This is a genomic window from Limnohabitans sp. Hippo3 (genome assembly GCF_003063665.1).
In the GTDB taxonomy this organism is placed as follows: domain Bacteria; phylum Pseudomonadota; class Gammaproteobacteria; order Burkholderiales; family Burkholderiaceae_C; genus Limnohabitans_A.
In genome coordinates this window covers 280,879-296,528 of record NZ_NESF01000001.1, presented here as the reverse complement: position 1 = coordinate 296,528, position 15,650 = coordinate 280,879, and the positions used below count along the sequence as shown (strand labels likewise).

13 protein-coding genes and 1 tRNA gene are annotated in these 15,650 nt (G+C 62.0%); 9 read left to right on the top strand and 5 right to left on the bottom strand.

The window, feature by feature from the left end; all coding sequences use genetic code 11:
* Positions 1-11: 11 nt before the first annotated feature.
* Together B9Z34_RS01435 and B9Z34_RS01430 are read left to right on the top strand one after the other, a co-directional pair.
* Positions 12-2,051, top strand: coding sequence for a M3 family metallopeptidase (locus tag B9Z34_RS01435; RefSeq protein ID WP_108426301.1), 2,040 nt, complete (start codon positions 12-14; stop codon positions 2,049-2,051).
* Between the two features lie 69 nt (positions 2,052-2,120).
* On the top strand, positions 2,121-2,504 hold the full coding sequence (locus B9Z34_RS01430) for a DUF2237 family protein (RefSeq protein ID WP_108426300.1): 384 nt from the start codon (positions 2,121-2,123) through the stop codon (positions 2,502-2,504).
* A 149-nt stretch (positions 2,505-2,653) separates the two neighbouring features.
* Here the strand turns inward: B9Z34_RS01430 and B9Z34_RS01425 are convergent.
* The 3 genes from B9Z34_RS01425 to B9Z34_RS01415 all read right to left on the bottom strand — a co-directional run bounded on the left by B9Z34_RS01425 (position 2,654) and on the right by B9Z34_RS01415 (position 6,024).
* Positions 2,654-2,730, bottom strand: a tRNA-Val gene (locus B9Z34_RS01425).
* Positions 2,731-2,792: 62 nt separating this feature from the next.
* Positions 2,793-5,042, bottom strand: coding sequence for a bifunctional (p)ppGpp synthetase/guanosine-3',5'-bis(diphosphate) 3'-pyrophosphohydrolase (locus B9Z34_RS01420; RefSeq protein WP_108426299.1), 2,250 nt, complete (start codon positions 5,040-5,042; stop codon positions 2,793-2,795).
* 40 nt (positions 5,043-5,082) lie between these two features.
* Positions 5,083-6,024 (bottom strand): alpha/beta fold hydrolase, encoded by a 942-nt coding sequence (locus B9Z34_RS01415; RefSeq protein ID WP_108426298.1) that lies wholly within the window; start codon positions 6,022-6,024, stop codon positions 5,083-5,085.
* A 101-nt stretch (positions 6,025-6,125) separates the two neighbouring features.
* Between B9Z34_RS01415 and B9Z34_RS01410 the strand changes: the two genes are divergently transcribed.
* Genes B9Z34_RS01410 through B9Z34_RS01400 form a run of 3 tightly spaced genes read left to right on the top strand, consistent with a single transcriptional unit; the run spans position 6,126 to position 9,014 of the window.
* Positions 6,126-6,896 carry a 3-hydroxybutyrate dehydrogenase gene (locus B9Z34_RS01410; RefSeq protein ID WP_108426848.1) on the top strand — a complete coding sequence of 257 codons (771 nt, stop codon included), beginning with the start codon at positions 6,126-6,128 and terminating at the stop codon, positions 6,894-6,896.
* 4 nt (positions 6,897-6,900) lie between these two features.
* A complete protein-coding gene (ompR, locus tag B9Z34_RS01405; RefSeq protein WP_108426297.1) occupies positions 6,901-7,632 on the top strand; it encodes a two-component system response regulator OmpR in 732 nt (243 codons plus the stop codon).
* Complete coding sequence (locus B9Z34_RS01400) at positions 7,629-9,014, top strand: sensor histidine kinase (protein ID WP_108426296.1); 1,386 nt, start codon at positions 7,629-7,631, stop codon at positions 9,012-9,014. The genes ompR and B9Z34_RS01400 overlap by 4 nt, the downstream gene beginning before the upstream one ends.
* Before the next feature lie 118 nt (positions 9,015-9,132).
* Here the strand turns inward: B9Z34_RS01400 and ispF are convergent, their stop codons facing one another.
* Both ispF and ispD read right to left on the bottom strand, forming a co-directional pair.
* On the bottom strand, positions 9,133-9,612 hold the full coding sequence (gene ispF / locus B9Z34_RS01395) for a 2-C-methyl-D-erythritol 2,4-cyclodiphosphate synthase (RefSeq protein ID WP_108426295.1): 480 nt from the start codon (positions 9,610-9,612) through the stop codon (positions 9,133-9,135).
* Complete coding sequence (gene ispD / locus B9Z34_RS01390; protein WP_108426294.1) at positions 9,609-10,334, bottom strand: 2-C-methyl-D-erythritol 4-phosphate cytidylyltransferase; 726 nt, start codon at positions 10,332-10,334, stop codon at positions 9,609-9,611. Before ispD ends, ispF begins: the two co-directional genes overlap by 4 nt.
* Before the next feature lie 182 nt (positions 10,335-10,516).
* Here ispD and mfd point away from each other — a divergent pair, with 182 nt between their 5' ends.
* The 4 genes from mfd (at position 10,517) to serB (ending at position 15,608) form a co-directional block, all read left to right on the top strand.
* A complete protein-coding gene (gene mfd / locus B9Z34_RS01385) occupies positions 10,517-14,008 on the top strand; it encodes a transcription-repair coupling factor (RefSeq protein WP_108426292.1) in 3,492 nt (1,163 codons plus the stop codon).
* An 86-nt stretch (positions 14,009-14,094) separates the two neighbouring features.
* On the top strand, positions 14,095-14,442 hold the full coding sequence (locus B9Z34_RS01380; protein ID WP_108426290.1) for an antitoxin: 348 nt from the start codon (positions 14,095-14,097) through the stop codon (positions 14,440-14,442).
* On the top strand, positions 14,439-14,852 hold the full coding sequence (locus B9Z34_RS01375; protein ID WP_108426289.1) for a PIN domain-containing protein: 414 nt from the start codon (positions 14,439-14,441) through the stop codon (positions 14,850-14,852). The genes B9Z34_RS01380 and B9Z34_RS01375 overlap by 4 nt, the downstream gene beginning before the upstream one ends.
* A gap of 27 nt (positions 14,853-14,879) precedes the next feature.
* Positions 14,880-15,608 (top strand): phosphoserine phosphatase SerB, encoded by a 729-nt coding sequence (gene serB / locus B9Z34_RS01370; protein WP_108426288.1) that lies wholly within the window; start codon positions 14,880-14,882, stop codon positions 15,606-15,608.
* The last annotated feature ends 42 nt before the right edge of the window (positions 15,609-15,650 follow it).

The following is a 15,650-nucleotide window of genomic DNA, read 5'->3' as shown; positions in this document are numbered from 1 at the left end:
TTTGGAAACCCATGACCAACCCCTTGCTCGACACCTCTGGCCTGCCCTTGTTTGACCGCATTGCCCCCGAGCATGTGGCCCCGGCCATGGACGAACTGCTGGCTGCGGCAGAACAAGCCCTGGAGAAAGTCACCGCGGCGGACTTTCTTGCGGACTGGAAAGCCATCGCCCAGACCCTCGACGTGGCCACCGAACGCTTGGGACTGGCCTGGGGCGCGGTCTCACACCTGAACAGCGTGGCCGACACGCCCGAGCTGCGCGCCGCCTACAACGCCGCCCTGCCCCGCGTGACCGAGTTCTGGACACGCCTGGGCAGCGACGAGCGCCTGTACGCCAAATACAAGGCGATTGACGCAACCCGCCTGAACCATGAGCAAAAACAAGCCCACAAAAATGCCTTGCGCGCCTTTGTACTGGGCGGTGCCGAGCTGCAAGGTGCAGCCAAAGAGCGCTACGCCGCCATCCAGGAACGGCTGGCCGAAATCACGCAAAAGTTCAGCGAAAACACACTCGACGCGACCGACAAGTTTGCGCTGTACGTGAGCGAAGACCAGCTCCAAGGCGTGCCCGCCGATGTGGTGCAGGCCACCCGGGAGGCCGCCCAAAAAGAAGGCAAAGAGGGCCACCGCCTGAGCCTGAAAATGCCGGTCTACCTGCCCGTGATGCAGTTTGCCGACAGCGGCGCTTTGCGCGAGCAGCTCTACAAAGCCTATGTGATCCGCGCGTCGGATCAAGCCCCTGATGACGCGAAGCACTTCGACAACACGCCCTTGATGCAGGAAATCCTGGCGTTGCGCCAGGAAGAGGCGCGCCTCTTGGGTTTTGACAACTACGCTCAGGTGTCTGTGGTGCCCAAGATGGCCGAATCCCCTGAAAAGGTCACCGCCTTCTTGCGCGACCTGGCGGCCAAAGCCCGCCCGTTTGCCGAAAAAGACCTGGCCGACTTGCGCGAATTCGCAACCAACGCGCTGGGCATCACCGGCCCGCTTAACGCTTGGGACGTGCCCTACTTGAGTGAAAAACTCAAGGAAGCCCGCTACAGCTTCAGCGAGCAAGAGGTCAAGCAGTACTTCACAGCCCCCAAAGTGCTGGCCGGCTTGTTCAAGATCATCGAAACCCTGTTTGAAGTGACTATCCGCCCCGACCAGGCCCCTGTCTGGCACCCGGCCGTGGCTTTTTACCGGATCGAGCGCGACGGCCAATTGGTCGGCCAGTTCTATCTGGACCCACCCGCACGCGCGGGCAAGCGTGGTGGTGCCTGGATGGACGATGTGCGCGGCCGCTGGCAGCGGCCCGACACGGGCGTGCTGCAAACGCCCGTGGCGCACCTGGTGTGCAACTTCGCCGAAGGCGTGAATGGTCAACCCGCCTTGCTGACGCACGATGACGTGATCACCCTCTTCCACGAGTTTGGCCACGGCTTGCACCACATGCTGACCCAGGTGAACGAGCGCGATGTCTCGGGCATCAGCGGTGTCGAGTGGGACGCGGTCGAGTTGCCCAGCCAGTTCATGGAAAACTTCTGCTGGGAATGGTCGGTGCTGCGCCACATGACCGCCCATGTGGAGACGGGCGAGCCGCTGCCGCGCGCGCTGTTCGACAAGATGCTGGCCGCGAAAAACTTCCAAAGCGGCTTGCAGACGCTGCGCCAAATCGAATTTGCATTGTTCGACATGCTGGTGCACGCCGAGCACGACCCGGCGCAAGACTTCATGCCGCTCTTGCAACAAGTGCGCGATGAAGTGGCCGTGCTGCACCCGCCCGCTTTCAACCGCATGGCCCACACCTTCAGCCACATCTTTGCAGGTGGCTACGCTGCGGGCTATTACAGCTACAAATGGGCCGAGGTGCTGAGCGCCGATGCTTATGCCGCGTTTGAAGAAACCGCCGCGGCCGATGGCACGCCCAGTGTGGAAACGGGTCGCCTGTACCGCCAAACCATTCTGGAAGCAGGTGGCAGCCGCCCGGCGCTGGAATCGTTCAAGGCCTTCCGGGGCCGCGAACCCAGCCTGGACGCCTTGCTGCGCCACCAAGGCATGGACGCCGCCTGAGTCCAACGCCGCGCCCTGAATGCTTGGGGCTTCAATGGGTCATTCGATGCTGTCAAGGTCACAAAAATCATGAGCGACAACGCACGCAACGTCTTGGTGGAGGCGCTGGTCCCCTGCTCCTACGACCCGTTGACCGGGTACTACCGGGACGGCTGCTGCAACACGGACGAACATGACCAGGGCAGCCATGTGGTGTGCGCGAAAGTCACGCAGGAATTTCTGGATTTTTCGCTGGCCCGGGGAAACGACCTCATTACCCCCAGCCGTGAATACCGCTTTGCCGGTTTGAAAGCGGGCGACCGTTGGTGGCTGTGCGCCACCCGCTGGAAAGAAGCCCTGGATGCTGGCGTTGCACCGCCCGTGGTGCTGGAATGCACGCACGAACGTGCGCTGGACTTTGTGACGCTGGCGCAGTTGCAGTCACACGCCATCAAAGCCGTGGGCAAGCCTTAAAGACAAACTGTTCAGGCTTGCATGCACACTGGTGGACCGCAAAGTGCAAGCGAGTGGCGGAAAAGTGACCGAGATACGCTCAATTTGGGCGTATGGACGAAAAAAAGCACCGGGCGTTTCCGCCAAGTGCTTGATTTTCCTACCGAATTTGGTAGGCGCGACTAGATTCGAACTAGCGACCCCCACCATGTCAAGGTGGTGCTCTAACCAACTGAGCTACGCGCCTACTAAGCCTTGAATTATAGCGGGAAAAATCGGGTTTTCCGGGTGAGTTCCAATAAGACGTGCTCACCGCCTTCGTGCAGCCCGCACCCCCTTGACACTGCGCACGGTGCCGAGAACCTTGTTCAGGCGGGCGGCGTCGCCGATCTCCACCGTGAAGGTCATCCAGGCCGTGCCTTTGACGGACTGGGTTTGCACACCGATGACGTTCATCTTTTCTTTGGCAAACACTTCGGAGATGTCGCGCAGCAAGCCTTGCCGGTCAAAGGCTTCCACCGCCACGTCAACCGGGTACACCAAGGCATCTGCACCCTTGTGCTCGCCCCAACGCACCTCGATCACACGTTCGCCATGGCGTGAGGCCAATTCGCGGAAGTTGCTGCAGTCCTGGCGGTGAATGCTCACGCCCTTGCCGCGCGTGACAAAGCCGCTGATCGCATCGGGCGGCGCAGGTTTGCAGCAGCGTGCCAGTTGTGTGAGCAAGGAATCCACCCCCACCACCAGCACGCCCGAGGGCGATTTGCGGGCCGCGGCACCTTTGAACTTCTTCTGAAAATACTCGTCCGGCTCCAGCGAAGGCTCTGGCGGGTTGAGCAGGACTTCGATGTTGCGCAGGGAGTATTCGTCCTTGCCCACCACCTCAAACAGCCCCTCAGCCGACTTGAAGCCCAGCTGGCTGGCCAGGTCCTCCAGGCGGATCGAGGTACGCCCCAAGCGCTGCAGGAATTTCTCAACCGCTTCACGCCCACGGGCCACGGTTTCGGCGATCACTTGCGCGTTGAACCAGGCGCGGACTTTAGCCCGCGCACGCGGGCTGGCCAAAAAGCCCAATTCCGGGTTGAGCCAGTCGCGCGACGGCCCGCCTTCCTTGATGGCGGTGATCTCGACTGTCTGGCCGTTGGCCAGCTGGGTGTTCAGTGGCACCATCGCCCCGTCCACCTTGGCGCCCCGGCAGCGGTGGCCCAGGTTGGTGTGCACCGTGTAGGCAAAGTCGATGGGCGTGGCGCCTTGCGGCAGCTCCACCACAGCCGCATCGGGCGTCAGCACATAAATGCGGTCGTCAAATAGGCCGCCGCCCTGGTCATTGGCTTGAGCAGCCCCGGACAAGTCGCGCTCCCAAGCCAGCAGTTGGCGCAGCACGGCGATTTTGGTGTCGTATTCGCTGGTGGCCGACACCCCGGCGTAGCCTTTGGCCCCGGCCTCCTTGTAAGCCCAGTGCGCGGCCACGCCGTGCTCTGCGTGTTCATGCATGGCCCGGGTGCGGATTTGCACCTCGATGGGGCCCCCATCGGCATCGCGCACCACGGTGTGCAGCGACTGGTAGCCGTTGGCTTTGGGCTTGGCGATGTAGTCGTCAAACTCCTCGGCAATCGGCACAAAGTGCTCGTGCACCCAGCTGAGCACTTGGTAGCAGTCGGCCACGGTGGGCACCACCACGCGCAGTGCCCGGATGTCGAACACACGCTCAAAGGGCAAGGCCTTGCCGCGCATTTTGCGCACGATGCTGTAGATGTGTTTGGGCCGCCCCTCGACCGAGGCCTCAATGCCCTGGCTGGCCAAGGCCTGCTGGAGCCGTTCGCGCAGCGCCACCATGTAGCGCTCGCGCTCGGTGCGTTTTTCATCCAGCAGGCGGGCAATGTCCTTATAAGTGGCAGGCTCCAGAAAACGGAAAGACAGGTCTTCCATTTCCCATTTGATCTGCCAGATGCCCAAACGGTTGGCCAGCGGTGCAAACACTTGCAGCGACTCACTGGCCAAAGCGGCCGACACCGGCAGCTTGGTGGCGGCGTAATGTCGTAAGGTTTGTAAACGCGAGGCCAGGCGCAGCATGACCACGCGCAAATCGCGGCTGAAAGCCAGCAGCATTTTGCGCACGTTCTCGGTCTGCATGCGGGGGCTCAGCGGCGTGTTGTCTGGACCGTGCGTGCTCGATTCAGCTGCTCGAGACAAGCGTTGCACATGCACCAGCTGGTTCGTCTGCATGGCCAGTTGCGCCAAATGCGGGCCAAACGCCTTGGCGATCACCTCTTCGGGCTTGTTCAGGTGCGGGCAGGCATAGACCAAATAACTGGCCGCCTGCATGGCGACCGAGCCGCCAATGTCCGCCAGGATCGCGGCCACGGCATCGGCATGCGCCAGGATGTTTTCGCCCGTGTCCAGGGTTTCACCGGCAATCAGGGGTTCTGCAAAAGCACGGGCTTTGGCCAGTGTTTCGCCGGGATCGATCACCCCGGAAGCATCGGCCGTGGCCAGCATGACAGGGGGCAATTGCGACGCGTGCAGACTGGACGCGTGCAAACGGGGTGTGGTCGCCATCGGGCTGGCGGAATGGCTGAATGTGGGGCTGACCATGGTGTCAAGGTCCAAGCAAGAACTTGGCCACCACCGCGATCTGGTCGTCTCCTGTCAGAGTGGGCGCGTGGCCAAAGCCGGGCCAGGTGTCCAGTCGGGCACGGGGGCCGCGTTGGGTCATCTGCAAGGCCGTTTCTGCGGTCAGCAAGTCCGAGTCCTGCCCGCGAATCAAGAGGGTTTGCGCCTGAATTTGGTCGTACAAAGTCCAGAGCATGGCTTCGCCAGCAGCGGCCGTTTCGGGGGTCATGGCCCTGACGGGCACGCCGATGGCCGGGTCGTAATGCAGGGTCAGTTGGCCATCAGTGCCTGGGCGCATCATGTGGGCCGACATTTCGCGCCAGACTTCGGGCAAGACCGGTCCAAAGCCTTGCGACAAGTCCCAGAGCGCTGCCGCGGCTTCATCGAGGTCGCGGTATTGACCGTATTGGCCCACATAGCCTTGCATGCGCTGCACCGATGACCAGGTGATGGCGGGGCCCACATCGTTGAGCACCAGGCGGCGAATGGGGCACGGCAAAGGCAGCCCGGGCTGTCCAGCCAACACCATGCCAATCAGACCGCCCATGCTGGTGCCCACCCAGTCCAAGGTTTGCAAGGGCTGGTCGGCCCCCAGCTGCAGCTGAATCTGACCCAGCATGGCCAGCATGTCGGCTGCATATTGCGGAATTTGGTAGTGGGCGGGATCACTCAGCCACTCGCTGCGCCCTCGCCCGGCCACATCGGGACAAATGACCTGCAGCGGCTCTGGACTTTGTGCGACCAGGGCATGGGCCAGGCGATCAAAATCCCGGCCTTGGCGGGTCAGGCCGTGCACGCACGCCACCACACGGCGTGCTGTGGCCTCGCCCCAACGCCAAAAAGCCATGCGGTGCTGGCCCTCGGGGTGGGGACAAGTCACCCATTCGAGCTGGGGCGAGAGGCGAGAGGCGTTGTGGGTGGCAGTCATGACAATCGGAAACAATCTGGCGGCTTTGCTACTGAAACAGGTCGGTGACAGCGCCATAATGGACTTTTGAACATCCTAATTCATCTTTCGGAGTGGAAATCATGTTGCAAGGTAAAACAGCACTGGTCACAGGTTCAACCAGCGGTATCGGTCTGGGCATTGCCAAGGCTTTGGCCAAGCAAGGCGCCAACATTGTTTTGAACGGTTTTGGTGATGCCGAAGGCCCCAAGGCCGAGATCGCCGCCTTGGGCGTGAAAGTGGCTTACCACGGTGCCGACATGAGCAAGGCCAGCGAGATTGAAGCCATGATGAAGTTCGCCGCCGACACCTTTGGCCGGGTCGACATCCTGGTGAACAACGCGGGCATCCAACACGTCGCCCGCATCGAAGACTTCCCGGTCGAGCGCTGGGACGCCATCATCGCCATCAACTTGAGCAGCGCCTTCCACGCCACACGCCTGGCCCTGCCCGCCATGAAGGCCGCCAACTGGGGCCGCATCATCAACGTGGCATCCATCCACGGCCTGGTGGGCTCTGCCGAAAAGTCGGCCTATGTAGCCGCCAAGCACGGTGTGGTGGGCCTGACCAAGGTCACCGCCCTCGAAAACGCCACCACAGGTGTGACCTGCAACGCGATTTGCCCCGGCTGGGTGTTGACTCCGCTGGTGCAAAAACAGGTGGACGCCAAGGCTGCAGCCATGGGCTTGTCCAACGAAGAGGCCAAAAAAGTTCTGCTGCAAGAGAAAGAGCCCTCCATGCAGTTCACCACCCCAGAAGAGCTGGGCGAGCTGGCGGTCTTCTTCTGCTCGGCCGCGGGCAACAACGTGCGCGGCGTAGCCTGGAACATGGACGGCGGCTGGACCGCCCAGTAATGCCATGAGTACTTCTGCACGCCTGGACAAGATCGTCATCGTTGACGACGACACCCGCATCCGCGATTTGTTGCGTCGATTTTTGTCGCCCGAGGGCTTCGATGTGCTGCTGGCTGAAGACGGTCGAGCCCTCGACCGCATCTTGCAACGCGAAACGATCGACCTGATCGTGCTCGACCTGATGCTGCCTGGCGAGGACGGTCTGAGCATTTGCAAACGGCTGCGGGCCGCGGGTATGAAAACCCCGGTCATCATGCTCACCGCCAAAGGTGAAGACGTGGACCGCATCACGGGCCTGGAAATCGGGGCCGATGACTACCTGGGCAAGCCCTTTAACCCGCGCGAGTTGCTGGCGCGTATCCATGCGGTGTTGCGCCGCAGGCCCCAAGGTGAGGTGCCCGGCGCGCCCTCTTCGGGTGACCACGAAGTCATTGTGTTTGGCGCTTTTTCGCTGGACTTGGGCACCCGATCCCTGTCTAAAAATGGCCAGGACATGCCCTTGACGAGCGGCGAATTTGCCATGCTCAAGGCCCTGGCCCGCCACCCCAAGCAACCCCTGACACGCGACAAACTGGCCCAATTGGCCCGTGGCCGCGACTTCGAGCCGTTCGACCGGAGTCTGGACGTCCAGATTTCCAGACTGCGCAAGATGATCGAGGCCGATCCCGCATCGCCCAAAATCATCCAGACCGTCTGGGGCGTCGGTTATGTCTTTGTGCCTGATGGGCAGCCGTGAACCCTGCAGAAATCACCTCGCCCGAAGGTGCCCAGCCCGATAAATCGCCGCGCAGGCTCAAATTGAGTCTGTTTTGGCGCACCTTCTTTTTGCTGGCCTTGCTGATCCTGTTCAGCAGCCTGGCTTGGCTGCAAATGTTTCGTACCCAAGAGTACGAGCCGCGCATCTTGCGCAATGCCCACCAAATTGCGACCGTCGTCAACCTGACCAAAACGGCCTTGATGCACTCGGATGCCATTGCCCGTGTCGCGCTGCTCAAAATGCTGGCCGACGAGGAAGACCTCAGCATCCTGATTCGAGAACCCAGCGACCGTGTGGTGCCTTATGGTGAATCAGACATGGAGAGCCGATTGGCGCAGGAAATGGCCAGACGACTCGGGCCGGACACCGTTATCGCCTCACGGGTGAACGACGCCTCCGGTTTGTGGGTGGGCTTCAAGATCGAGCGAGACAGCTACTGGCTGCAAATGGACCCGGAGCGGCTTCGCCCCTTGGGCGGCTCGGCCTGGCTGACCTGGCTGGCCGTGACCTTGGCGCTGTCTTTGGCGGGGGCCGCCATCATGGCGGGCCTGATCAACCGCCCGCTTAAACGCTTGTCCTTTGCGGCGAGTCAAGTGCGCGAAGGCCACTTCAACACCTCGACCTTGGACGAAGACGCGGCCACCAGCGAAATCCGCGAGGTCAACATCGGCTTCAACCGCATGGCCGAACGCCTGGCCAAAATCGAGCAAGAGCGGGCCTTGATGCTGGCGGGCATCTCGCACGACTTGCGCACGCCCCTGGCCCGCTTGCGGCTGGAGACCGAGCTGAGCGTGAGCGATCCAGAAACCCGCGACTTGATGGCCGCCGACATCTCGCAACTCGACGCCATCATCGACACATTCCTCGACTACGCCCGCCCTGAACCGACCGAGCTCGGTCCGGTGCTGCTGTCCGGCGTGATCAGCCGCAGCATCGCCCCCTGGCGCAACAACCCGCGCTTCGAGATCAGTGTGGATGTGGCAGAAGACCTGCAGGTCAAGGCCGAACAAGTGGAACTGTCTCGGGTGTTGTCGAACCTGCTGGAAAACGCCCGCCGCTATGGCCAAAGCCCCAGCGATGGCATCACGCGGGTCGAAATCGTCGCCCGGGTGCATGAAGGCTGGGTTCTGTTGCGTGTGCGCGACCAAGGCCCCGGGGTGTCTGATGAGGCCCTGAAAAACCTGACGCAACCGTTTTTCAGGGGCGACGCGGCTCGAACCTCGGCCACAGGCTCGGGCCTCGGCTTGGCCATTGTCGAGCGCTCGGTGCAGCGCATGGGGGGCACGTTTTCGGTGTTCAACAACAGCGCGGGCGGCTTGATGGCCCTGATGAAGTTCAGGCAAGCGCACAACGAGGCTTGAGCCACAGCAGAGATTCGGCCGCAGGGGCGACCTCCCACAAAGTCAAAGACAGGAAGTTTGGTCTTCGTGGGAGCGAGCCCCTGCTCGCGAATGTGGGATCACCAGCTCAAGCTTGCCATCAAGCCTTTTTCAGCAAAGCCACCGCACGCGCTTCGATGCTTTGGCCCATGCCCACAGGGCCGAGCTTTTCGGCGGTCTTCGCCTTCACATTGACCTGGTCCGCTTGAACGCCCAGCGCCTTGGCCACCCCAGCGTTGATCGCCGCTATGTGCGGGGCGAGTTTGGGGGCTTGCGCCACGATGGTGCTGTCCACATTCACCAGCTCCCAGCCTTGGGCGCGTACCCGGCGCATGGCCTCTTGCAACAGCACCGACGAATCGGCGCCCTTGAACTGCGCATCCGTGTCCGGAAAATGCCGTCCTATGTCGCCCAGGCCCGCAGCGCCCAGCACCGCATCGGTGATGGCGTGCAACAGCACATCGGCGTCTGAATGGCCCAGCAGGCCTGTGGTGTGAGGAATCTTGACCCCACCCAAAATCAGCTGTCGCCCGGGCACCAAGGCGTGCACGTCCCAGCCTTCGCCAATGCGGATGTTCATGTTCTGCCTTTCAAAACCGCCTCGGCAAACGCGAAGTCGGCCGGGTAAGTGACTTTCAAATTCTGGGCCGAGCAGGGCATCAGGCGGGGCGCCAAGCCCTGGCGCTCCATCGCGCTCGACTCGTCGGTGATGCCTGCAAACCCTGTGGCTGCCGCGTCTGCCAAGGCAGCATGCAAAGCACCCAAACGGAACATTTGCGGGGTTTGGGCCAGCCATTTGTCTTCGCGCGGCACGGTGCTGGCCACGCGGGCAAGCTGCCCGTTCAGGGTGTGCGATTTCAAAGTGTCGGGCAGCGGCAAAGCCAGCAAACCGCCCACCGGGTCATCTTGACAAGCTTCGATCAGTTGCGACACCGCCTCGGGGGTGACCAAGCAACGCGCTGCGTCGTGCACCAGCACCCAGTCTTGCGCCGCGACGCCTGCTGCCAGCATGGCGCTCAGGCCATTGAATACGCTCTCGGCCCGGGTCGCGCCACCGCAAGCCTCACGCCTGAAATGCGCAGGCCAACCGACTTGGGGCCATTTGAAATCATCACCCGGCGACAGAATCACCCAACCACTGGCCAGCTGCGGCACACGGGCCAGCGCCTGCAGGGTATGCAAAACCATGACTTGCCCAGCCACCATCTGGTATTGCTTGGGCATGGGTGTGCCTGCGCGGCTGCCTGTGCCCGCGCAAGGCACCAAGGCATGAAAACGGGGAGTGGTAGGGGTCGACGACATGGGCTTGAATTGTAGGAGGTCGCTCCTGCTGCCTCGTTCGAGTTCGCCGCCTCATGCCCACGACCAGCTCGGGGGCTCTGCTGCCTCGCTTCTACAATGGCGGCGTCTGACGATTTCTTCACCCCCCTCCATGACGGCGGGGGGTGTTTTGCTTTTTCACTTCGCCATTGCCCTTCGCTCCCATGCAACTGCCCAGCCTGATTTCCGGCAAACGATTCACCCTGCCCCGCCCCGCCGGATCGGCCGATGCCGTGCTGCTGGCCCAGCTGGCTGAGCGCGAAAAGAAAGCGGGCAAGCTCACCGCCATCGTCACCGCCGACGCGGCCGATGCCCAGCGCCTGATGGACGAACTGGTGTTTTTTGCGCCCGATCTGCGCTGCGTGATGTTCCCCGACTGGGAAACCCTGCCCTACGACACCTTCTCGCCCCACCAGGACCTGATTTCGGAGCGCCTGGCCACGCTCTGGCGCATCAAGCAGCGCAACCATGCCGAGAGCGCAGACGTGGTGCTGGTGCCTGCCACCACGGCGCTGTACCGGCTGGCCCCACCGTCCTTTTTGGCGGGCTACACCTTCGAGTTCAAAGTCAAGCAAAAGCTCGACGAAGCCCAACTCAAGGCCCAGCTCACGCTGGCGGGCTACTCGCATGTGAGCCAGGTGGTCAGCCCTGGCGAATACGCGGTGCGCGGCGGCTTGATCGACCTCTTCCCTATGGGCTCTTTGGTGCCTTACCGGGTGGATTTGTTTGACGACGAGATCGACAGCATCCGCACCTTTGACCCCGACAGCCAGCGCAGCCTCTACCCCGTGCCCGAGGTGCGTCTGCTGCCCGGGCGCGAGTTCCCGATGGACGAAGCAGCGCGTGCACGCTTTCGCAGCCGCTGGCGTGAACTGCTCGAAGGCGACCCAACCAAGAGCCGAATCTACAAAGACATGGGCAACGGCGTGGCCACGGCGGGCATCGAGTACTACCTGCCGCTGTTTTTTGAAGAAACCGCCACGGTGTTTGATTACCTGGGCGCGGGTCAGGCGGACGCCGCCACCGTGGTGCTGCACGGCGATCTGGAACCCGCCTTTCAGCGCTTTTGGCAAGACACCCGCGACCGCTACCGCCTGGTGCAGGGCGACCCTGAGCGGCCTGTTCTGCCGCCCGATGCGCTGTTTTTGAGTGCGGAGCAGTTCTACACACTGACCAACGGCCACGCGCAACTGGCCCTGCGTGCTGGCACGCAAGACGTGGCCGACAACACCCTCGCCCAGTCCCTGCCCGAACTGACGGTGGTGCGCGGTGCCGAAGACCCCCTGGCCAGATTGCAAGCGCACATCCGCAGCAGTGCCAGCCGCGTGCTGATCCTGGCCGAGAGCGACGGCCGCCGCGAAAGCTTGCTCGACTTCGTGCGCTCCAGCGGCCTGACACCACCCGTGTTCGACAGCCTGCAAGACTTTTTGGCCAGCGACGAAAAAGTCGGCATGGCCACCGCCGCGCTCACCAGCGGTTTCCACTGGTTTGAAAAAGACATCGACCTCGTCACCGAAACCGAACTTTTCGCGGCAGGGGCTGTCACCCGCCGCCGCAAAAAGCAGGAACAAGTCAGCGATGTGGAAGCGCTGATCAAAGACCTGAGCGAGCTGAACGTGGGCGATCCGGTGGTGCACAGTGCCCACGGCATTGGCCGCTACCGGGGTCTGGTCAACATGGACATGGGCCAAAAAAACGAAGACGGCACGCCCGCCCTGCAGGAATTTTTGCACCTGGAATACGCCGACAAGGCCACGCTCTATGTGCCGGTGAGCCAGCTGCAACTGATTGGCCGCTACACAGGCGTGAGCGCCGACGAAGCGCCGCTGCACAAGCTGGGCAGTGGCCAATGGGAAAAAGCAAAACGCAAAGCCGCCGAACAAGTGCGCGATGCGGCCGCCGAGCTGCTCAACATCTACGCCCGCCGCGCCGCACGCGAGGGCCACCCTTTCCGCTACAGCCCGCAAGACTACGAGACCTTTGCCAACGACTTCGGCTTTGAAGAAACCGCCGACCAAAAGGCCGCCATCCACTGCGTGATTCAAGACATGATCAGCCCCCGCCCCATGGACCGCCTGGTCTGCGGCGATGTGGGCTTTGGCAAGACCGAGGTGGCCCTGCGGGCCGCTTTTGTGGCCGTGACGGGCGGCAAACAGGTCGCCCTGCTGGCGCCCACTACGCTGCTGGCCGAGCAGCATTACCAGACGCTCAAAGACCGCTTTGCCAAATGGCCCGTCAAAGTGGCCGAAGTCTCGCGCTTTCGGTCGGGCAAAGAAGTCACCGCAGCACTCAAAGGCATTGCCGACGGCACGGTGGACATCGTGGTCGGCACGCACAAGCTGCTGAGCGAATCCACCAAATTCCACGACCTGGGCCTGCTCATCATCGACGAGGAGCACCGCTTTGGCGTGCGCCACAAAGAGGCCATGAAAGCCCTGAGGGCCGAGGTCGATGTGCTCACACTCACCGCCACCCCCATCCCCCGCACCATGGGCATGGCGCTGGAGGGCTTGCGCGATTTGAGCGTGATTGCGACCGCACCGCAACGCCGCTTGGCCATCAAGACCTTTGTGCGCAACGAAGGCACGGGCGTGATCCGCGAGGCGGTGCTTCGCGAACTCAAGCGCGGCGGCCAGTGCTACTTTTTGCACAACGAGGTCGAGACCATCGAGAACCGCAAGCAAAAGCTCGAAGAAATCTTGCCCGAAGCCCGCATCGCCGTGGCCCACGGCCAGATGCCCGAGCGTGAGCTCGAACGCGTGATGCGCGACTTTGTGGCCCAGCGCTACAACATCCTCTTGTGCTCGACCATCATCGAGACCGGCATCGACGTGCCCACAGCCAACACCATCGTGATTTCCCGCGCCGACAAGTTTGGCCTGGCCCAGCTGCACCAGCTGCGCGGGCGCGTGGGCCGCAGCCACCACCAGGCCTATGCCTATTTGATGGTGCCCGAGATCGAAGGCCTGACCAAACAAGCCGCCCAGCGGCTCGACGCCATCCAGCAAATGGAAGAGTTGGGCAGCGGCTTCTATTTGGCCATGCACGACCTGGAAATTCGCGGCGCGGGCGAGGTGCTGGGCGAAAACCAGAGCGGCAACATGCTCGAAGTGGGTTTTCAGCTCTACAACGAAATGCTGTCGGAAGCGGTGCGCAGCTTGAAAGCAGGCAAGGAACCCGATTTGCTCAACCCGCTGAACGTCACCACCGACATCAACCTGCACGCCCCTGCCCTGCTGCCCAACGACTACTGCGGCGATGTGCACCTGCGCCTGAGCTTTTACAAAAAGCTGGCCACCGCCAAGACCAGCGATCAGATCGACGCCCTGCTCGAAGAGCTTGTGGACCGCTTTGGCAAGCTACCTGCACAAGCGCAGACCCTGGTCGACGTGCACCGCCTGCGCGTGCTGACCCAGCCCTATGGCGTGGTCAAGGTCGACGCCGCCCCGGGCGTCATACAGATCACCTTCAAGCCCAACCCGCCCGTGGACCCGATGGCCATCATTGGTTTGATCCAGAAGAACAAACACATCAAGCTGGCTGGCAACGACAAGCTGCGCATCGAACGCGAACTGCCCGATCCCAAGGCGCGGGCGCAGATGGTGCGGGATGTGCTGAGAAGTTTGGGGACGCCAAAGGTGGAAGTGGCGGCTTGAGCCGAAGGCACCGAAGACAGCAAGCAACCACCAAGCATATGCCTGGCATATGTTAAAATCAACTCCCTACTTCATGGAGGTGCATCATGAGTTCTACTGCCCTCACGGCCGCCGAGAAATCCGCCCCTTATTTGACGCCCACTGACGCGCCTGCGCCGGCCGATCCCGGTCGCCATGTGCGGCTTTTTCGCAATGGTGCGAACCAGGCGGTGCGAATTCCGCGCGAGTTCGAGTTTGAAGCCCAAGAAGTCATCATGAAAAAAGTGGGCAACACCTTGGTTTTGGAGCCTGTTGCTGCTTGGCCGCAGCGCGGATCTGCAGCAGCCTTGTTGATGGCGCTGGAGGAAATCAAAAAACTTGGCCAGTGCCATGAGTCATTCCCAGATGTGGACGAAGGCCTGATGCCGCTCGACGACATTGATCTCGAAAAATGAGCAGCACCTATCTTCTGGACACCAACATCGTCAGCCACATGATGATGGACGGTGATGGCATGGCCGCTCGCCGTGCCATGCAAGTCCTGCGCGAACAGCCGGACATCGATTTGTGCACCAGCATCGTCGTGCAATGCGAGTTGCTTTACGGCTTGCACAAGCGGCCGAGCCCGCGTCTTCAGCGCGCTTACGAGCTGCAAATGCGGGGGCTGAAAGTCATCTCAATGGACGAAGCAGATGGACCTGTTTATGCCCAATTGCGAAATACCCTCGAATCCAGCGGCACCCCTCTGGGGCCCAACGATCTGCTGATCGCCGCGCAGGCCATTCGTTGTGATGCCACACTGGTGAGTGCTGATATGGCCTTTGCCCGCGTACCCGGACTGAAGCTTCAAAACTGGCTGGCCTGATCCCCATTACTTTGACTCCAATTACCCATGACATCTGCCACCGCCACTGTCACCCATTTCGCCCCCGGCCTCGCCATTCAAGGTTTCACCGCCCCCCTGTCACTGTCCCACTTCAAACTGATCGCGTTTGACATGGACTCCACGCTCATCAGCATCGAGTGCATCGACGAGATTGCCGATGCCGTGGGCCGCAAGTCCGAGGTGGCGGCCATCACCGAGGCCGCCATGCGAGGCGAAATCACCGACTTTAAGGAAAGCCTCCGCCGCCGTTTGGCTTTGCTCAAGGGCGTGACGCTGGCCGACATGGAGCGCGTGTACACCGAGCGCCTGAAGATCAACCCGGGCGCGGCCGAGCTGATTGCGGCCTGCCAGAAGGCGGGCATGAAGGTGCTGCTGGTGTCAGGTGGTTTCACCTTTTTCGCGGACCGCGTGAAAGAGCGCCTGAACATCGACTTTGCCCGCTCCAACCGACTTGAAGTGGTGAACGGTGAACTGACGGGCGGCCTGGTCATGCAAAGCTGGGGCGACATTTGCGACGGGGCCGAGAAGCGCAGAACCATGCTCGAAGTGGCGTCGCTGCTGGGCATCGAGCCGCACGAATGCATCGCTGTCGGCGATGGTGCCAACGACCTGCCGATGATGGGCGCAGCCGGTTTGTCGGTGGCTTACCACGCCAAGCCCAAGGTGCGCGAGCAGGCGATGGTGGCGATCAACGAAGGCGGGTTGGATCGGCTGCTAGAAGTCGTCAGGCCTTGAGCTCAAGCTGGCATGGACCCCGCATCAAGTGCGGGGTGACAG